Origin of the sequence: Brachyspira sp. G79 (genome assembly GCF_002379365.1) — a bacterium.
Taxonomy (GTDB): domain Bacteria; phylum Spirochaetota; class Brachyspiria; order Brachyspirales; family Brachyspiraceae; genus Brachyspira.
Map to the genome: position 1 here is coordinate 1,823,038 of NZ_JQIU01000008.1, position 19,400 is coordinate 1,842,437.

General features: G+C 31.1%; 8 protein-coding genes and 2 rRNA genes. 2 read left to right on the forward strand and 8 right to left on the reverse strand.

The features are described from left to right. Positions 1 to 440: 440 nt before the first annotated feature. Both KQ44_RS09500 and ileS read right to left on the reverse strand, forming a co-directional pair. A complete protein-coding gene (locus KQ44_RS09500; protein WP_096737194.1) occupies positions 441 to 3,476 on the reverse strand; it encodes an N-6 DNA methylase in 3,036 nt (1,011 codons plus the stop codon). 212 nt (positions 3,477 to 3,688) lie between these two features. Beyond that, positions 3,689 to 6,460, reverse strand: coding sequence for an isoleucine--tRNA ligase (gene ileS / locus KQ44_RS09505; RefSeq protein WP_096737195.1), 2,772 nt, complete (start codon positions 6,458 to 6,460; stop codon positions 3,689 to 3,691). Between the two features lie 830 nt (positions 6,461 to 7,290). On the opposite strand from ileS, the gene KQ44_RS09510 reads away from it, so the two are divergent. Continuing rightward, a complete protein-coding gene (locus KQ44_RS09510; protein ID WP_096737196.1) occupies positions 7,291 to 7,782 on the forward strand; it encodes a hypothetical protein in 492 nt (163 codons plus the stop codon). Positions 7,783 to 8,589: 807 nt separating this feature from the next. Here KQ44_RS09510 and KQ44_RS09520 read toward each other — a convergent pair. The 6 genes from KQ44_RS09520 to KQ44_RS09545 all read right to left on the reverse strand — a co-directional run bounded on the left by KQ44_RS09520 (position 8,590) and on the right by KQ44_RS09545 (position 15,338). After that, positions 8,590 to 9,951, reverse strand: coding sequence for an MATE family efflux transporter (locus KQ44_RS09520; RefSeq protein ID WP_096737197.1), 1,362 nt, complete (start codon positions 9,949 to 9,951; stop codon positions 8,590 to 8,592). Between the two features lie 537 nt (positions 9,952 to 10,488). Next, on the reverse strand, positions 10,489 to 11,223 hold the full coding sequence (locus KQ44_RS09525) for a Bax inhibitor-1/YccA family protein (protein ID WP_096737198.1): 735 nt from the start codon (positions 11,221 to 11,223) through the stop codon (positions 10,489 to 10,491). Between the two features lie 154 nt (positions 11,224 to 11,377). Beyond that, positions 11,378 to 11,650 carry a hypothetical protein gene (locus KQ44_RS09530; protein WP_013113581.1) on the reverse strand — a complete coding sequence of 91 codons (273 nt, stop codon included), beginning with the start codon at positions 11,648 to 11,650 and terminating at the stop codon, positions 11,378 to 11,380. Positions 11,651 to 11,807: 157 nt separating this feature from the next. Continuing rightward, complete coding sequence (locus tag KQ44_RS09535) at positions 11,808 to 12,038, reverse strand: hypothetical protein (RefSeq protein WP_096737199.1); 231 nt, start codon at positions 12,036 to 12,038, stop codon at positions 11,808 to 11,810. A 73-nt stretch (positions 12,039 to 12,111) separates the two neighbouring features. Then, positions 12,112 to 12,228 (reverse strand): 5S ribosomal RNA (rrf, locus tag KQ44_RS09540). Between the two features lie 120 nt (positions 12,229 to 12,348). Beyond that, positions 12,349 to 15,338 (reverse strand): 23S ribosomal RNA (locus KQ44_RS09545). A 648-nt stretch (positions 15,339 to 15,986) separates the two neighbouring features. Here KQ44_RS09545 and KQ44_RS09550 point away from each other — a divergent pair. Beyond that, positions 15,987 to 18,497, forward strand: a complete 2,511-nt coding sequence (locus tag KQ44_RS09550; protein ID WP_096737200.1) for a cyclic nucleotide-binding protein — start codon at positions 15,987 to 15,989, stop codon at positions 18,495 to 18,497. Positions 18,498 to 19,400: the final 903 nt, after the last annotated feature.

A 19,400-nucleotide genomic window follows, 5' to 3' on the forward strand; every position in this document is an offset into this window, starting at 1 on the left:
ATTACTTTTTTTATTATTGATTTAATCATTAAATTAAACAATATGCAAATAAGTATAAAAAATATCAATAATAATAAACTATATATATTATCAATCAAATATGTTAAATATTTATTGTTTTGCCAAAACTTACATTTATTCAAAATATCAGCTATAAATTTTGAAATTATAATAAAAAATATTGGAGATATTAATGATATCTTTATAACAAATAGTAATATTGTTTTCATATAGTTCATACCCTTTATACCATATTTTTTATAAAATAAATGCAATATCATATTTTTTTAAGATTTTTATAAGTTAATCTTATAAAAATAAAACAATTAATATAAATAAAAGTAAAATAAAAAATTAATTTTTTTAGAAAAAAAGCATAAAAAAACAAGGGAAATAGCTCCCTTGTTTAAATAAAAATTAAATTATTAAACTAATATTTTTTAGTTACCGCCCTCAATAATCTTTATCTCCTCATCATTAAGCCCATACAAAGAATACACAATCTTATCAATGGCAGCATCAACGGCTTGTATACGCGTATTAAGCATTTCAATAGTGTTAGGGTTTTTCTCAGAGGCTAATTTTTTGTTTAAGTCAATAATACTGTCGACGAGATTAACTAATTTATCATGAATTTCTTTGTCTTGCTTATTATCCAAATCCAACTCTTTTATAGGAAAAGAACCTATAAAATTTGGAGTAAATACTGAAAACCAACCCCTAAAAACTGTACCTGTATTAGCAACATAATAATAGAATAATTTACTATTAATTATAGCTAATATATAATAAGGATTATATTTAACATCTTCTTTAAATGAAATACTATATAATTTTGTATTATGGTATAAACAATCATTATCCCAAATAGCCTGTGATTTATTAGCCATATAAGGAATTGAAATCTTTTTACATTCAAATTCTGTCAAATTTTGAGTTCTTCCATATTGCCACCATGTATTTTTAAATTTACCATGTTCTCTGCTTTCTAATTCTTTTTTATTCTCTTTCAAATATTCCCAAGCCTTTGGAAATTGAGATTTTATTTCATTTTCTGTATACAAAACAGCATTACCATTAACAAGTTTATAAGGAAATATAACCCATTTACTTGGTATAATAGTTGCATACCTTTTTGCATCTTTACCCAATAAAAATGGTTTTATAAATCCTCTCTCTATTTCAATTTCTCTATCTAATGATTTAGAATAAGTTTTTACAATTCCATTATTTTCTTCTCCACCTTGTAAAATATAAATATCATCTGCACTAGTTTGAATTCCTACAAATATTTTTCTAGTCAAATCTTCTAATTTTACAGGCATAGATTTTAATTTATTCAATATATTGAGTATATCTTTACTATGGAAATTCCATTTTTCTTCATTAGTTAATGAAATTGGAAGCTCTACAAATTCTGCATTTTTCAATGCTTCTTCTACATCTTCATCTTTATAAAATCTAAACAATTCAAAATTCTCTCTTTCGCTTCCGCTCAAAAATAATAAACAAGTATATGTTGTAGCATTATCAAATATTTGATTTGCTCCAAAATATACAACTTTTTTCAAATCCTTTTTACTAGCTATAATATTTCTTAAATTTTCTCCCATATCTCCTTCAAAGAATTTATGAGGTAAAATATATCCCATTTCACCTGTAGGCTTCAATAATTGAAGAGCTTTTTCAACAAAACATAAATAAATATCTATATTACCGCTGCTTGCACTTTTATAATTTTGTTTCAATGTTTCAACAGATAACGGACTTGCCTCCATCATAGTTTGAATTTTTACATAAGGAGGGTTTCCAATCACTACATCAAATCCCCCTGCTTTCATAATATCCCTAAACTTTGAATTCCAATCGAAACAGTTAATTTTATATAAAGTGTCATCGTCCAAATCGAGATGGCTCTTGTAAAAATCATTACCTATTAAACTATTACCGCACTTGATATTATCCTCCAATGACGGTAAAGCCCGCTCATTAAATAAATCCTGATTGTTCTGTATTGACGCTGGACTCTCGCCCTCCAAACATTTCATAAGAAGCGATAATTTCGTTACCTCAGCCGCATTGCTGTCTATGTCCACCCCAAATATATTGTTGCGTAATATCTGCTTCTTTATCCAAATTGTCAAATCCCCATTCTCTTTTATTACATCTTCTTTCGACCCCTTAAACTTCGCCCTGTCCTTTATCTTATTATAATATTCAATATGATAATTAAGTAAATATTTATACGCCCCAAGCAAAAAACTTCCGCTGCCGCAGGCAGGATCCAATATTTTTATATTTGCAATCTCTTCTGGCTTCTTACCCCTTATAGCCTCCCCAACCGTGTTCTCCACTATATAATCAACTATATACTCAGGTGTATAATACACCCCTCCAGCCTTACGCACCTCTGGTTTTAATTCTATCTTCGCACTATGATTCCTCCCTATAGTGATAGTCTTACCCAAAAACTGCTCATAAGCATTCCCCATTATCTCAACCGATATCACAGAAAACTCATAAGGACTCAAAGGATAATAAAGCTCATTAATAATCTCCTTTATCACCTTATTGTCAATCTCTATATTACCGCTTATACTGTCTTTAGCAAAATCAAAAAGCCCCGAATTATATTTACCGTCAGCCCTTTTAAAAATCCCCAAAAGGTTATTATAAAAATTCTCATTCTTACTCTCGCATGTCCTTTTTAAATCCCCATACTCTTCAATGCCTCTGTCCTCAGCCGCCCTCAAAAATATAATCCTGTCAATAATCTGCTGAACCGCATAATTCAAATCCCTTACAGACAAATCTTTGTTTAATTTAGATATATTAGAAGCAAGTTTAGTACGCAGATTGTCAAGCGTGCTTAAAAAATCAATATCAACGCTCTCAGTACCTTTTTTGTTTGAACTCCCCGCAATATATTTCTCAAGCGAACCCTGCTCAATACTCTCTTTATTAAGTATCTCATAAAGAAAATCAAACCTATCAAGATAATCTTCAAAATGAATATACTCAATCCTAGCAGTAGAAGCCTTATCATTTATGCTGGGCTTTCTACTGCAGTCATAAATAGCAAGCTCCTCAAAATCAGTAAGAAAACTAATACCAAGCTTAGCACTCCAGCCATACCTCCTAAGCTGAAAAGCAGGCAGACTGTCATCTTTAAGATTAACCCCGGGCTTTTTCGCCTCCACAAAGAAAACCCTATTTCCGCCAATACGAAAAGCATAATCAGGTGCTTTAGTTTCCTTACCCACTTTGAGTTTATCCTCATGAATAACATCTCTATAAGTCTGAGACTTACCCGCCCTGTTAGCCACATCCCAACCGAACGCCTCAAAAAACGGATCCAAAAAATCCCTTCTAGTCTCCGTTTCATTATAATTTTTGTTAGTATACTGCTCCTTATTATTCCTAAACTTACTAACTAACTCTTCAACTTTTTTATACGCTTCTTCTTTACTTAACATAATGTCCCCACATTACTTTTAATAATTTTATTTTTATAACATTCAAATATAAAAATAATCTTTAAACGAAATACTTTCGTTAAGTTATAAAATAGATCTACACTTTTATATAGTATACAAAATTTTACTTAAATATTCAATAATAAAACAAACAAAAAAGGACAGCCATTAAACATAGCCGCCCTTTTAATATTTAAAAATTATATTATTTTTTATTTAACCGCTTCAGCACATCTAGCACATAACTCTTTATGCTCGCTGTCTTCGCCTACACTCTCATAATGTCCCCAGCAGCGAACGCATTTTTCATGGCTTGCTTTCTCTGTCTTAACAAATGAAACTCCGCCCTCTATAAATGTATCGTCCTTGCTGTCTGAAATTGTTACTTTACTTACAATGAATACTTCGTTTAAATATTTTTGGTATTTTGTAAGCAAGTCTTTTGATGATGATTCTTTAGGGCATATTGTTATATAAGCCTCTAAAGATTTACCTATAGTGTTGTTGTCTCTGGCTCTTTCAAGAGATAATAATACATCATCGCGTACTTTAAGAAGCGAAGCCCATTCTTGCTCCAACTCTAAATCAATCAAACTATCATCAGCTTTAGGATATAATTCCAAATGTACAGAAGAAGCATTTTCTCCTTTGTAGTATCCCCAAACCTCATCAGTTGTGAAAGGAAGTACGGGAGCTATAAGTTTTACTAATACATCTAATATTTCAACAAGTACAGTCTGAGCACTTCTTCTTGAGAGAGAATCTTTTCTGTCGCAGTATAATCTGTCTTTTATAATGTCAAAGTAAGTAGCAGAAAGCTCAACTACACAGTAATTTATAAGTCTTTGATAGAATAAATGAAACTCATAACCCTCGCAGGCTTTATCAGCAACTTTTATAAAACTATGAAGTCTTGATAATGCATATCTGTCTACAGGAAGTAAATCTTTAACTTCGATCTTTTCTTTGCTGTAATCAAAATCAGAAATATTTCCAAGCAAATATCTGAAAGTGTTTCTTATTTTCCTGTAATTGTCAGCAATAGCTTTCATCATGTTATCACCAACGCGTGCATTGTGAGTAAAGTCTTCACTTATACACCAAAGTCTTAATATATCAGCACCGTATTTGTCAATAACTTCTAAAGGTGAAACAACATTACCAGCACTTTTATGCATAGCTCTGCCCTGCTCGTCCAAAGTCCAGCCATGAGTAACAAGTTCTTTATATGGAGGAATTCCTCTTATAGCCATAGAAGGCCAAATTGCAGCTTGGAACCAGCCTCTGTATTGATCGCCTCCCTCCAAATATATATCAACAGGGAAAACTCCGTCCAAATCTTTATTAGTTTTCTGTGCAGCAAATGATGATACGCCAGAATCAAACCAAACGTCCAAAATATCCTCTTCTTTACCAAAATCAGAAGAACCGCATTCGCATTTAGTACCTTCAGGAAGTAAATCTTTAGGCTCTAATTCAAACCATACGTCCATTCCTTTAGTTTTTACTATTTCAGCAAAATGCTTAGTAGACTCTGCAGTAAGTAAAGTTTTACCGCAGTTTTTACAATAGAATGCAGGTATAGGAACACCCCAAGAACGCTGCCTTGATAAACACCAGTCTGGACGATTCTCAAGCATCTTTCTCATTCTGTCATGTCCCCAAGTAGGATACCATTTAATATTATCTAAAGATTTAACAGTTCTTTCGTCTATATTGTCATGCTTCATATCCATAAACCACTGAGAAGTAGCTCTGAATATCAAAGGATTTTTACATCTCCAGCAAATAGGATAACTATGCGTAACTTTCTCTTTATAGAATAATGAACCGTTATTTTCAAGTATTTCAATTACTTTAGGGTTAGCGTCTCTTACTTTCATGCCCTGCATTTCTGGAAACTCGCTAGTATATCTTCCAGCTTTATCTACAGGACAATATATATCAAGTCCGTAATTAACACCTGTCTGATAGTCTTCCATACCATGACCTGGGGCTGTATGAACAACACCAGTACCAGCAGTAGCCTCAACATAATCAGCAAATACAACAGCAGATTTTCTGTCTTTGATAAATGGGTGAGCTATTTCAAGTTTTTCAATCTCTTCTATAGATACTGGAATCATATCTCTGCCTTCTGCTTTCATGTCTTTTTTACCAAGAACAGTATCAACTAGACTTTTAGTCATTATTGCATATCTTCCGTCTATTTCAACAGCCACATAATCCAAATCTCTATTGAAAGCACAAGCCATATTTGAAGGAAGTGTCCAAGGAGTAGTAGTCCATATCATAACATCAACATTGCCGTTTAGTTTATCACTGATTTTATTTAATACTGGAAATCTCACATAAACACTTGTAGAAGTATGATTATCGTCATATTCTATTTCAGCAGCAGCCAATGCTGTTTCACAGTCCATACACCAGTGAATAGTTCTTAATCCTTTATATATATATCCTTTCTCTACAAGTTTAGCAAACACTTCAACTATTTCAGATTCATATTCAGGCGACATAGTAAGGTAAGGATTTTCCCAATCGCCCATAACACCAAGTCTTTTAAACTCTTTTCTTTGAATATCAATATATTTCTGAGCATAAGCACGGCATTTTTTTCTCATTATAAATTTAGAAGTTTCTTTATATTTATCTCCCAAACTTTCTTGCACCTTTAATTCTATAGGCATACCATGACAGTCCCAGCCCGGAACATAAGGTGAATCAAACCCTTTAGCAGATTTATACCTTACAATAATATCTTTAATAATTTTATTCAATGATGTTCCAATATGAATGTCTCCATTCGCATAAGGCGGTCCATCATGTAAAATACATTTAGGAGCACCTTTTCTTAATTCTCTAAGCTGTTGGTAAAGTTTTTCTTCGTCCCATTTTTTTATTATTTTGGGCTCTTTTTCCTTCAAACCTGCTTTCATAGGAAAAGCGGTTTTAGGCAGATTGATAGTAGAACTATAGTCCATCTTAATTTTTGCTCCATTAATTAGATTTTCTTAAATAAAATTTTTATTATTTTATAAAGATATATAATTTTATACTATAAGAGAGAATTTTACAAGTTTTATTTTATTGAATGCTTATAATAATTGATTATTACAGATTTCTTCTGTTATGTATATTGAAAACTCAAAACGCTTCAATTCCTTGTTTTTGATAGGGAAAATATTAATAAAATGAGTATATAAATGTTTGACAAAGTTTTTATTTAATGAATATTTTATCAACTTTTTTTTCGTCGTACCCCAAAGGGGGACTTCGTCAAAGTTGCCAAAAAAGACTTGGGGCTTGAAGGTTTAGAATTAATAAAATTTTAGCAGCTTATTCTTACTTCATGCAATTTAATTTATTAGTAACTAAACTCTCTAACTACAAAATATAAAACTTGTAGAAATATTTATGATACGTAGAATTTTATTTATATATTTTCAAACGCTTCAAAGCCTTGTTATTGGAGGGAGATATTCTTCCTAAAATAGTATGAAACAATACTAATATCAAAACGCTTCAATTCCTTGTATTTGAGGGTAAAGTATTTATATAAATTAGTATAAAACAGTATTAAATCTTCTATACTTGATAAACTTTTATACGCGAGAATATAGCATAAAATTGTAAAAAAAAATCAATATTATAGTTGCTATTTGTTTAAAATAATGTATAGTGTAATAAATTTATATTTAAATTTAAATTCGTATTTAAATTTAATAATACATTTAAAAATATTTAAATTAAAATATAAATAAATGTCTTTAATAATATTTATATATAAAAAATTAATTAAAAGGAGTTTTATATGAGTAAAAAAATTTTAACAATCTTTCTAACCCTATTTGTAGTAGGAGTATTATCAGTAAGCTGTTCTAATAAGGACACAACAGGAGTTGGTAATGGTAATTCAACAGAAGACAGTTCAAATGGTAATGGTAATTCAGCAGTGGACAGTTCAAAAGGTATAGAGCAATTCAATGGTAATAGTTATGTGTCAGCTCAAAGTTATACTGTTGAGCAATTAGGAGGTACAGGATATCTATGGATATCTGTAAAAGACGGTCAACTTGGTATTTCGGCTAGTAGAGACAATGCTAATGAGCCTACATATGAAGGATATTTTCCTGTAACAGGTTCTGGTACTGATTATAGTTTTTCTAATCCTGATTTTAACGAAACACCAGATGCTATTGTTGGTACTTTAAAATTTTCTGATACTTCTGTAACAATTAGATATACAAAAAATACAGTAATGCCTAGTATTGAAAATACAGATATAGTTTGCAATAAAAAATAATAATCAATCATATTTTTAGCTAAAGGCTTTGCCTGTATTTTCAGGTGAAGCCTTTTATTTTTGCATGGCTTTTTATATTTATACAAAAAATAAAATTCTTAAAAATTATGACAGTTTTTGTCGCAAACATATTATATAATTAATACATAACAAAAAATAAAGGAGGCTTTTTATGGCTCAAAACTTTTACTGCGAATACTGATAAATACTCATCTATAGCTTCACTTACTAGCGGTTATTGTCTCAAACACCCTAATGGTCCTAACAAGGGTAAGCATAAACTTTATGAAGGCGGTGAAAAGTCTGAATATTTTTGCAAGTACTGCGGAGCTAAAAACAAATCTTTACAGTCATTAGTAAATGGTTATTGTCTCAAACATCCTAATGGCCCTAACAAAGGAAAGCATGCACCTGCTTTATAATAAACGCACGGTAAACAGAAATTTAAAATATAATAAAATAGTTTTTTATAATTTTACTAAAATAATTATACAAAATTAATCGTGCGTTAAATAATATCTTAAAAATAATAAAAGCTTGGGCGGGTGTGATTTTACAGTGAGCATATTATAAAAAATTGGAATTAATAAATTATAGTAAAGCAATAAAATTTTAGAGGGCGGGGAGTATAAATAATTTTTTTGAATTTTATTTTCACTGCCCACCCTTTAGATTTTGTGATTAAATATAAATTCTTTAATCTATACTTCTATTATTTTATATCTACATCAAAAAGCATGCCCACCCTAGCGTTTTTTTAATTTGATGTTTTATATACACACAACTTAATAACATTAATAACATTTTTTAATTTGTAATATTAGCATTTTTCTGCCATTTATTAGATTTCAAATAATAAAGACTAAATAAAGTATTTATTATATAGCATATACCCATAGAAGCCCAAATACCTACAAGTTCAAAATGCGGTGATAAAGCATAAGCTAAAATAGTTCTTAATATAAGCGTTGTTGATGTGGTGAAAGCCATTATTACAATAGTTTTTCCAGCTCCGTTTATAATACCATTACATACAAACATCACAGAATAAAAAATAAATATAGGCATGATAGTATAAATATAGCTTTTAGCATATTCAAATACTGAAACATCTTTTGTAAACATTCTTATAAGAAGGTAAGGATTAGTTATAGAAAAAATACTCATAACAGAAGAGATTATAAGCCCTATTATAATGCCGCTTTTAAAAATCTCTTTTACTCTGTCTAATTTTTTAGCCCCTATATTTTGTGCAGACATTGTCATAACAGCATTACCTAAAGCACCTACAGGCATAATAAATAACGATTCCACCCTATTAACAATAGCCACAGTTGCACTTGCAGCCTCTCCAAAACTGCTTATAAGCCTAGTTATTACAAGCCAGCCGAAAGCCACTATAAATTGATTAAATGAAATAGGTATTCCTAACTTCATTATTTTTTTTGTCATTTTCAAATCAAATGTAAGTATAAAAGGATTAATTTTTATAAAGCTGTTTTTTACTCTCAAGTATGTTATACTTATTAGTACAGAAGTAAACTGGGATATAACAGTAGCAATAGCAGCACCTTTAAGTCCCATTGCAGGTATTATCCAAAAGCCTTTTATAAGTATCGGGTCTAATATTATATTGAGCATAGATGATATGATTAAAAATATTAGAGGTCTTACAGTATCTCCAACAGCCCTAAGTATAGAAGATATAAAAAAATAAGCATATGCAAATGGAAGACCTATTATAGATATTCTCAAATAAATAAGTGCCATGTCCATAGCATTTTCTGGAGTATTCATAATTTTCAATATAGTTCTTGAAAATATAAGCATAAGAGATCCTACAGTAAAAAGTATTATAACTCCCAATGTGGTAGATACTTTTATAACATGGCTTACAGTATTATAATCTTTAGCCCCATAATACTGTGATACTATAACCCCGTTAGCCATATTTACTCCGAATGCAAAAGAGCCTATTAAAAGCATTATTGGAAAACTCACAGCAACTGCAGAAAGCCCAAGAGGACCTATAATATTTCCTATCCAAACGCTGTCAGCTATATTGTATACTACATTTAGTATATTAGATAATAATATTGGTATAAGAAGTTTTATTAATGTTGGAACAACTTTTGATTCTGTGAGGTCCGTCCCTATATGATTGTCCATTTTTTATTATACCTTCAAATTAAATTGTAATTAGTATTATAAACTAAATAATAATTAATTAAATAGTAAAAATATTATTTTTATAGCAATGAATTGTAATCTACAATTGGTATTTTATTATAATGGGCTTTATATAAAATAATAAATGAAAAATGATAGTGTAGTAATGCCTTTTTTGTATATGTGTAAAATATAGATTAAAGAATTTATATTTAATTATAAAATCTAAATGGTGTGATCGAAAGTAAGATTTAAAAGATTATTTACACTCCCCACCCTCTAAAATTTTATTGCGTTAATATAAGTTATTAATGCTTATTTTTTATAATATGCTTACTGTAAAAGCACACCCGCCCAAGTTTTTATTATTTTTAAGAACGTTGTTTAACGCACGATTAATATTTAATAATTATTAAAGCTTAAAAATAAAAAAGAATATAATTTTATTTTTAAATCTATTTAGCGTGCGTATTAATCAATAAAAAAGCATGCATATTATTAATTTATGCATGCTATTAAATTCAAATTACATAATCTTTAATCTCTGCTTCTAGTTTTAGCTAAAAGTTTTAATATCTCCAAATAAAGCCATACTAAAGTAACAAGAAGTCCGAAAGCAGCATACCATTCAAAATATTTAGGCATATGATATTCTTCACCTTTCTCCATAAAATCAAAATCCAAAAGAAGATTGAAAGAAGCAATAAGAACTACTACAATACTTATTCCAATGCTTAAAGGACTTGAACCATACAAAAAAGGTATTCTAGTACCAAAGAATGACATTATAAAATTAACTAAATATACAATACCTATACACAAAGTAGATACCATAATTACACTTCTCAATTTTTCTGTTACTCTTATTATTCTAAATCTGTATAAAACTAACATTATAAATAAATCTAAGAATGTAAGAAACACAGCCTGAACAACTATACCATCATAAGCAGCATTAAATACATAAGAAACTGCCCCTATAGCAACACCTTCAAGTATAGCATAAAGTATAGAAAACACTTTAGACAATTCTTTTTTGAAAGTCATTATCAAAGCTAAAACAAAAGCAGCTATAGACGAACCAAAAGCAGCAGGATAAATCATATCAGGATTCTTTGCCAAAACAAAAAATACACTTACCATAGCTGAAAGCATTAATACTAATGTAAGTATTATTGACTTGTTTATTGCCCCATTAAGAGTCATTGTATTTTCATTTTCATAACTTGATGCATAATTAAATGCCTTATCTGATAATACTGGATTTGCCATTATTTTTAAACCTCCAAAATTATTTTTATTTAAGTTACTATTATATAATAAGTTTAATAAAATACTAGTATAAAGTATAACTTATTATTTTAAATAAAGTAATATTTTTTATATTTTTATGATAAAAGTATAATTCTTATAAGAAAAATTAAAGTTATTCATCTTCCTCATATTTTACTATTTTCTTTATAAGAATTGCAGCAATTAAAGTAAAAACAAGTAATATAAGTTTATTAAAAATTACTGATATTAGATGAATGATTATAAATGCTATTAAAAAAGATACAGCATATTTTGAAAAAGTATTTGGAAGATAAGAAGCATTTTCTAATTTAAGATTATAAATAACTAAAGTAAGCGGTATAACAATTATAATACTAAATATAGAACCAGAAATAACCATAATCTTTTTCTTTTCTTTTTCCATTATTAACAAACCTCCAAAATGATTTTTATTATATAATAAATAAAAATAGCTATATAATGTATATATAACTGATTATTTTGAATAAAGTAATATTTTCAATATATCATAAATATAATCTGTATAAATTAGTATGCATTTATAATAAAATAGTTTTATACTAATCTTTCATTCTTCTCTTAATTATCTTAATTATAATAACACATACAAATATAGCAGCAATAAAAGGAATAGCAAAAATAAAAGAAACACTAGGAGGAGCAGAAGCCCCATTAAATTTAACAGCATAGAACATATAACCGTAATTAAAAGCAACCACAGTAACCATCATATAAGAAAATAAGTATGCTATAATTTTAATAGTTTTTATAATTCTTTCTTTATTACTCATAATAAACTCATACAATGAATAAAATAAAAAAATCCCAACAGAAAAAATCTATTGGGATAAATATATAATATATACCCGGCAACGTTCTACTCTCCCGTAAAGCTACCCTTACAGTACCATCGACGATGAAAGGCTTAACTGCCGTGTTCGGAATGGGAACGGGTGTATCACTTTCTCTATGGTCACCGAAATAACATTAACAAATTAAAAGAACAAAGTTTTAAGTATCTTTGTCAGATATATAAGAGCGTAGATTGTCTCATTCTACTCTTTTATTATGATTTCTATTATTTAAGAAGAAAACGATAATATGGTCAAGTCATTGGTCTGATTAGTGCTGCTCAGCTGAACAGGTATTTCTTCCCTGCTTACACTTGCAGTCTATCAACGTCGTAGTCTCCAACGAAACTCATAGGGAAAGTTAATCTTGAAGGAGGCTTCCCACTTAGATGCTTTCAGCGGTTATCCCGTCCGCACATAGCTACTCTGCGATGCTCTTGGCAGAACAACAGATACACCAGCGGTGCGTTCATTCCGGTCCTCTCGTACTAAGAATGACTCTTCTCAACTTTCCAACGCCCACAACGGATAGGGACCAAACTGTCTCACGACGTTCTGAACCCAGCTCGCGTACCGCTTTAATTGGCGAACAGCCAAACCCTTGGGACCTGCTCCAGCCCCAGGATGCGATGAGCCGACATCGAGGTGCCAAACCTCCCCGTCGATATGAACTCTTGGGGGAGATAAGCCTGTTATCCCCGGAGTACCTTTTGTCCGTTTAGCGATGGCCCTTCCACTCGGGACCACCGGATCACTAAGACCTACTTTCGTACCTGCTCAAGATGTCTCTCTCGCAGTCAAGCCACCTTATGCCTTTATACTCTACTACCGATTTCTATTCGGTTTGAGGTGACCTTTGCACGCCTCCGTTACTCTTTAGGAGGCGACCGCCCCAGTCAAACTACCCGCCTGACAATGTCCGACTGCCGGATAACGGCTAATCGTTAGAATCCCATTTTGCGAAGGATGGTATTTCAAAGATGGCTCCATGAAAGCTGGCGCTCCCACTTCAAAGCCTCCCATCTATTCTACACATCACAAAACAAAACTCAATGTCAAGTTATAGTAAAGGTTCACGGGGTCTCTCCGTCCTGTTGCGGGTAATCAGCATCTTCACTGATAATTCAATTTCACCGAGTTCTTCCCCGAGACAGTGCCCGGATCGTTACACCATTCGTGCAGGTCGGAACTTACCCGACAAGGAATTTCGCTACCTTAGGACCGTCATAGTTACGGCCGCCGTTTACTGGGGCTTCAATTCGAAGCTTCGCTTACGCTAACCTCTCCTTTTAACCTTCCAGCACTGGGCAGGTGTCAATCCCTATACATCCATTTACATGTTTGCAGAGATCTGTGTTTTTGTTAAACAGTCGGCCAGGCCTTTTCACTGCGACTCTCCTCTCAATATTGCTACCAAGATTCAAGCGTCTCTTTTTCCGAAGTTACAAGACTAATTTGCAGAGTTCCTTAGGGAAGATTATCTCGAGCGCCTTAGAATACTCATCTCACCCACCTGTGTCGGTTTGCGGTACGATTATGACATGCCTAACCTTAGAAATTATTTCTCGACAGCCTAGCTCACGCAACTTCCTGAACCCGAAAGCCCAGTCACTATCCAGCCTCAACCTTAAAGCAACAAGCATTTTACTCATCACAAGTCTAAACTGTTTGACGTTATCTACCAATCTAACGCGTACGTAAACAATCTGTGTCATTCCATCGAAACATATCATAGTACAGGAATATTTACCTGTTTCCCATCGACTACGCTTTTCAGCCTCATCTTAGGGGTCGACTAACCCTAGGCAGATTAGCTTTACCTAGGAAACCTTGGGTTTGCGGCGAACGGGTTTCTCACCCGTTTTCTCGTTACTCATGCCTGCATCCTCACTTCTTATACCTCCAGCCCACCTTACGGTAAACCTTCAACGGCTTAAAGAACGCTCTCCTACCAATTATAGATTAACTCTATAATTCCCTAGCTTCGGTACTATGTTTGAGCCCCGTTACATTTTCGGCGCAAGAACACTCGACCAGTGAGCTGTTACGCACTCTTTAAAGGAATGGCTGCTTCTAAGCCAACCTCCTGGCTGTTTAAGTATTCTCACATCCTTTCCCACTTAACATAGATTTTGGGACCTTAGCTGAGGATCTGGGCTGTTTCCCTTTTGACAATGACGCTTATCCGCCGCTGTCTAACTGCCATGCTCTTAACTTACGGTATTCGGAGTTTAGTTGGGTTTGGTACTCGGTTAGGAGCCCTAGTCCATTTAGTGCTCTACCCCCGCAAGTAAACACATAACGCTGCCCCTAAAGACATTTCGGAGAGAACCAGCTATCTCCAAGTTTGATTAGCCTTTCACTCCTACCCACAAGTCATCCAAAGCCTTTTCACGGCCACTGGTTCGCACCTCCATTCGATGTTACTCGAGTTTCGCACTGCTCATAGGTAGATCACTTGGCTTCGGGTCGTATAGCACGCAACTAATATCGCCCTATTAAGGCTCGCTTTCACTACGACTACAAGGCTATTACCTCTTAATCTTGCTACGTACTATAAGTCGCAGGCTCATTCTACAAAAGGCACGCCATCAGGCCTTCTACTATTGCTAGCAGGGTCCCCTCTGACTACTTGTAAGCTTAAGGTTTCAGGTTCTATTTAATAACCCTCAACGGGAGACTTTTCACCTTTCCCTCACGGTACTCTACACTATTGGTCACTGGTTAGTATTTTGCCTTGGATAGTGGTCTACCCAGATTCAAACAGGGTTTCACGTGCCCCGCCCTACTCAGGAACGGTAAAACCTTGTCTATATGATTTCGTGTACGAGACTATCACTCACTATGGTCTGCTTTTCCAAAACAGTTCCACTATCATATAAAGCAAAGTCAATGCATGTAAGTACATTACTCACCGCCCTACAACACCATAACAACAACGCCTTACAACTTGACATTATTATGGTTTAGGCTCTTCCCCTTTCGCTCGCCACTACTTAGGGAATCTCAATTTTGATTACTTTTCCTCCAGGTACTTAGATGTTTCAGTTCCCTGGGTGTCGCCTCATAAACCTATGGATTCAGTTTATGATATAGAAGGTTTACTTCTATGGGTTTTCCCATTCGGTGATCTGCGGATCATAGAATATTTGCTTCTCCCCGCAGCTTATCGCAGCTTGTCACGACCTTCATCGCCTTCCAGTGCCTAGGCATCCACCTTAAGCCCTTACTTACTTGACCATATTACCCTTTTCTTCTTTATTGCTAATAACATAGAAGCTAAGTTTAATACATCAAATTGAATGAGACTTTTTAGCTAATTAAAGCTGTTTCTTATCTAATTCTTTAGTAACGCTCCGCTTAATTGTTTCTACTCTAAGACACACAATCTAATTGTGTTTTCTTTATCTAGTGAAGATTTTTATAATCGCTGATTTCCGTATTTATGTTGGAAATTACTTTCTAAAAATCTACGCTCTCATATATCTGTCAAAGAACTTTAAGTTTTTCGTTTTTCAGTTGGTGTTTCGTTTCTTTCGTTTTGTTTTTTGTTTCTCATCAACTGTTTTATTATTATAGCATACAGCTCTAAAAACGCAATAGCTTTTAGAGGCAGTTTTTAAAAAAAAATAGCTGTATTTTTAAGATTTATGGATTTTATACTACATTTAATACAAATTTTACTACCATCAAAATCCTTAAAGCTAAAAATCCTATTTTTGAACCCCAATTTTTTATAAAAAAATACAAATTTGGGCAAATTTTTGGTATTAAAAGGGAAATTTCTAAGCAAAAATTCCAAAAATATACAAAAAACTAGCATATTTTAAAAAAATAATATATAATTTTATAATATATAAATATAAAAATTAGAGAGAGTTGAAAATTATGAGTGTAAGTATTGAAGAAAACGGAAATATAAAATTAAAACCAAATTCTATTATTTTTTATGAAGGAGAAAAAGTACAAAATATATCTATAATTACTAATGGCGAAATAGATGTTTATATATCTTCTAAAGATATATTAGGAATTGAAGATGAAAATGAAATTATGCGTTACAGCTGCCGACTATTTTCAATACCTAGAAATATTATGATTGGAATTGGAAGCTATAAAACCAATTCTAAATACATGTTTTCTTTCAAGTCAAAAGATGATACTGAAATATATGCTGTCAAAACTCCAAATCAGGAATATGTTAAAACATTTTTCAAAGTTAATAAAGCATATCTTACTAATATGTATCATTCTATAGCATATGTTATTTTAAAATCGTATGAAGAATATATTAAAATAAAAAGAATTAATGATGATGTGAAAATAATATCTTCAAATCTTGCTGTTATATATTTTAATTTGCAGCAGACTAAATCAAAAAATATAAAGTCTGAAATGTTAAAAAAATATAAAGAAACTTATGAAGATTCCATAAACTCAGGTTTTAATTTCCCTACTTCATTTGATGTAGATTTTATAAGGGCTGATCACTCTGAAATATATATGCATAACAAAAATCAGTTTGATGAAGAAGAAAATATTGAAAAATTAGAATTTGAAATTGATTATGTGAGAAGATTTTTAACTATGCCTAAAAATATTAAGACTCAATTCTTCTCCTATGATACAAATATGAGTTTAGATGCCTCACACATGCTTTATGAAACCCTAAAAAAAATATCATCTTTGTTAAAGACAGAAATAGTTGAAGCTATAGAAAATATTTTATTTTTATCATCAAATGAAAATGAATCATTATTCGGCGAATATGTAAAAACAGCTGCTGAACTAGACAAACAAGGAAAAGATAATGATGTATGGGTTAGATATATAAAATTTATGTCAAGCATCATAAAAGATATCTATAATAAAATTAAAACTCAATATGATTATGATCTTAATATAGATACTGAAGAGATGGATTCTATATTAAAAAGAATATCTAAAAATAATATCGCTTCATCTGATGAAATTAGTACAGATACAGACGGTATCGATAATATAAAAGTTACTATAGGTTTTGAAGAGCTGCCTAGCGAAGTAAAAGACCCTACTAAAAAGTTAATAGAAATGTCTGGAATTGATGAAAACAAAGCTAAAAGTTTTATGAAATCGTTACAGGCATATAGAAAATTAAGAGATAAATTCAGCACTGAAGATGATGTTAGAAAAATAAGAAGAGGTGTTACAACTGTATTCTTTGAAATATATAAAGAAATTGCTAAAAGAGCTATAATAAACGGTGAAAACAGCAAACTTGTAAAAATGTTCCTAAACTTTGGATATATGGACGATCAACTGCTTACCCCAAATCAAATAATGGATTTATATGAAATTAAAGACAAAAGTAAAACAAAAAAAATAAATGTTTTCTATATAGACGAATGGCTTCAGAAAATATACGATAAAGATGAACCTCCTTCTGTAAATGGTTTTGGTCAGGATTATAGAGAGGCACTAAGAGAATTAAAAAAAAGAGGCAGTATAAGCGATAAAGAACTTGAAGAGCATTGGGAAAGTTCTTCTAAAAGACTTGAGTATGAAGTTGAAAATATGATTGAAACTACTCACAGACTATGCTATGGTCAGGTTAGCGTATATTTCCCTATTCTTCACAAAGATATGATTACAAAAGATTTTGAAAGAGCATTAATACGAAGAGATATAATGGAAAAATCTATAAAAGATATAACAGATATAGATTTCTCAGCATTTTATAGAGAAGTATTATACAAAAATAAAGAATTGAATATAGAAAAAGAACTTGTCATGCAGGAAGTGCTTCCTAACATAATACTTATGCCTACATTTGGTTCAAGAGCTATAATGTGGGAAGAGCTTTCAAGCAGACAAAAAAACAGCACAGGAAGATTCTTATTCCCTATATTTACTTCAGAAGACTTAGAGGCTCTTCTTATACCTACAATCGGTGCATTTAGATGGGAACTATGCAAAACTATGCTAGGACCTGCTTGGAATGATATTACTCAAATGTCTATTACCTCTGAATACAGCGATTATGTTCAATTCTATAAGAAAAACAGAAACTTGTCAGATGAAGCTAAAGAAAAATTAAAAATACAAATTAAGAAATGCAGAAATAATCTTAGAGAAGTATTTGTTTCAGACTACAATCTATGGATAAAATATGAAAGCAAAGGTATTATGCGTCTTAACAGAGTGGCAAGAGGAATATTATACAGACAAGTTCCTTTTGCTAAAAATATAAGAGATGAACTAGCTAAACAGCCTATGTTCTCAGAAATAGCAAACAGATTTAAAAATATCAGAAGCAAAAAAGCTACAGAGCTTGAAAACAGATATTTCAAATTTACTAAAACAGGAAATCCTTTGCCTTATGAATTACAGCATCATATAGAGTTCTATAAAGATATGTAATAGGACAGTAAAAAATCGTACTAAATAAAAGGGCTTGAATTAATTTTCAAAGCCCTTTTTATAAAATTATAATATATAAAAACTTATATTAATTCTAATAAAAACAAAATATATTTGTTTAGGTATAATAATAAAAATTAGGAAAATTAATTATGAATTATTAAAAAAAGAATGAAATATATTTTTTATACCATTATTTTACCAAATGATATTAAAATTTATTCAAAAACAAATTTTAATAATACACAAAATTACGGATTTTGACTTATTGATTGAAATTAATAAATCTGCAGGAGATTTAATAGAAATATTTAATTATACTGAAAATTTTTAAGTTTATAAATAGCGAGCCACACATCACTGTTTATTCTTATCAAATGTCAACACGACCGAACGAAGCGAGTAAGTGTATCCGAAGCAGCAAAGGCTGATTAGCTATTATTATAAAAAATAAATTATTTATTTTACATTTAAACTTATAAAACTTATTTTATTAATGACTAATAATACTTTATACTATTTATAATTTATAATTACATTTATCAAATAACTCAAAATTGATAAATCATATTTGCTTAGGTATATACTGGAAATATTCCTGATAATAAAAATGATATAATTAATTCTGGAATTATGTTTGCCGCAATGGGTTTAGTAAGAAAAGATGGAGATTTATTTTTGAAAGATTAAATTATGATAAAGAAAAAAATTATAATTATTCTTCAATATACTTTTAATTTGGATGAAAATGATCCAAAATTATGTATAGGCTGAAAAATAAAAAGAGTAGATAATTATGATACAAATAAATAATATGGAGAATGGAATATTCATACTCCTTCTGAAATGAAAAAATGATAATAAATAAAATAAAAAAAGATTTTTTATTAAAAAATATATAAA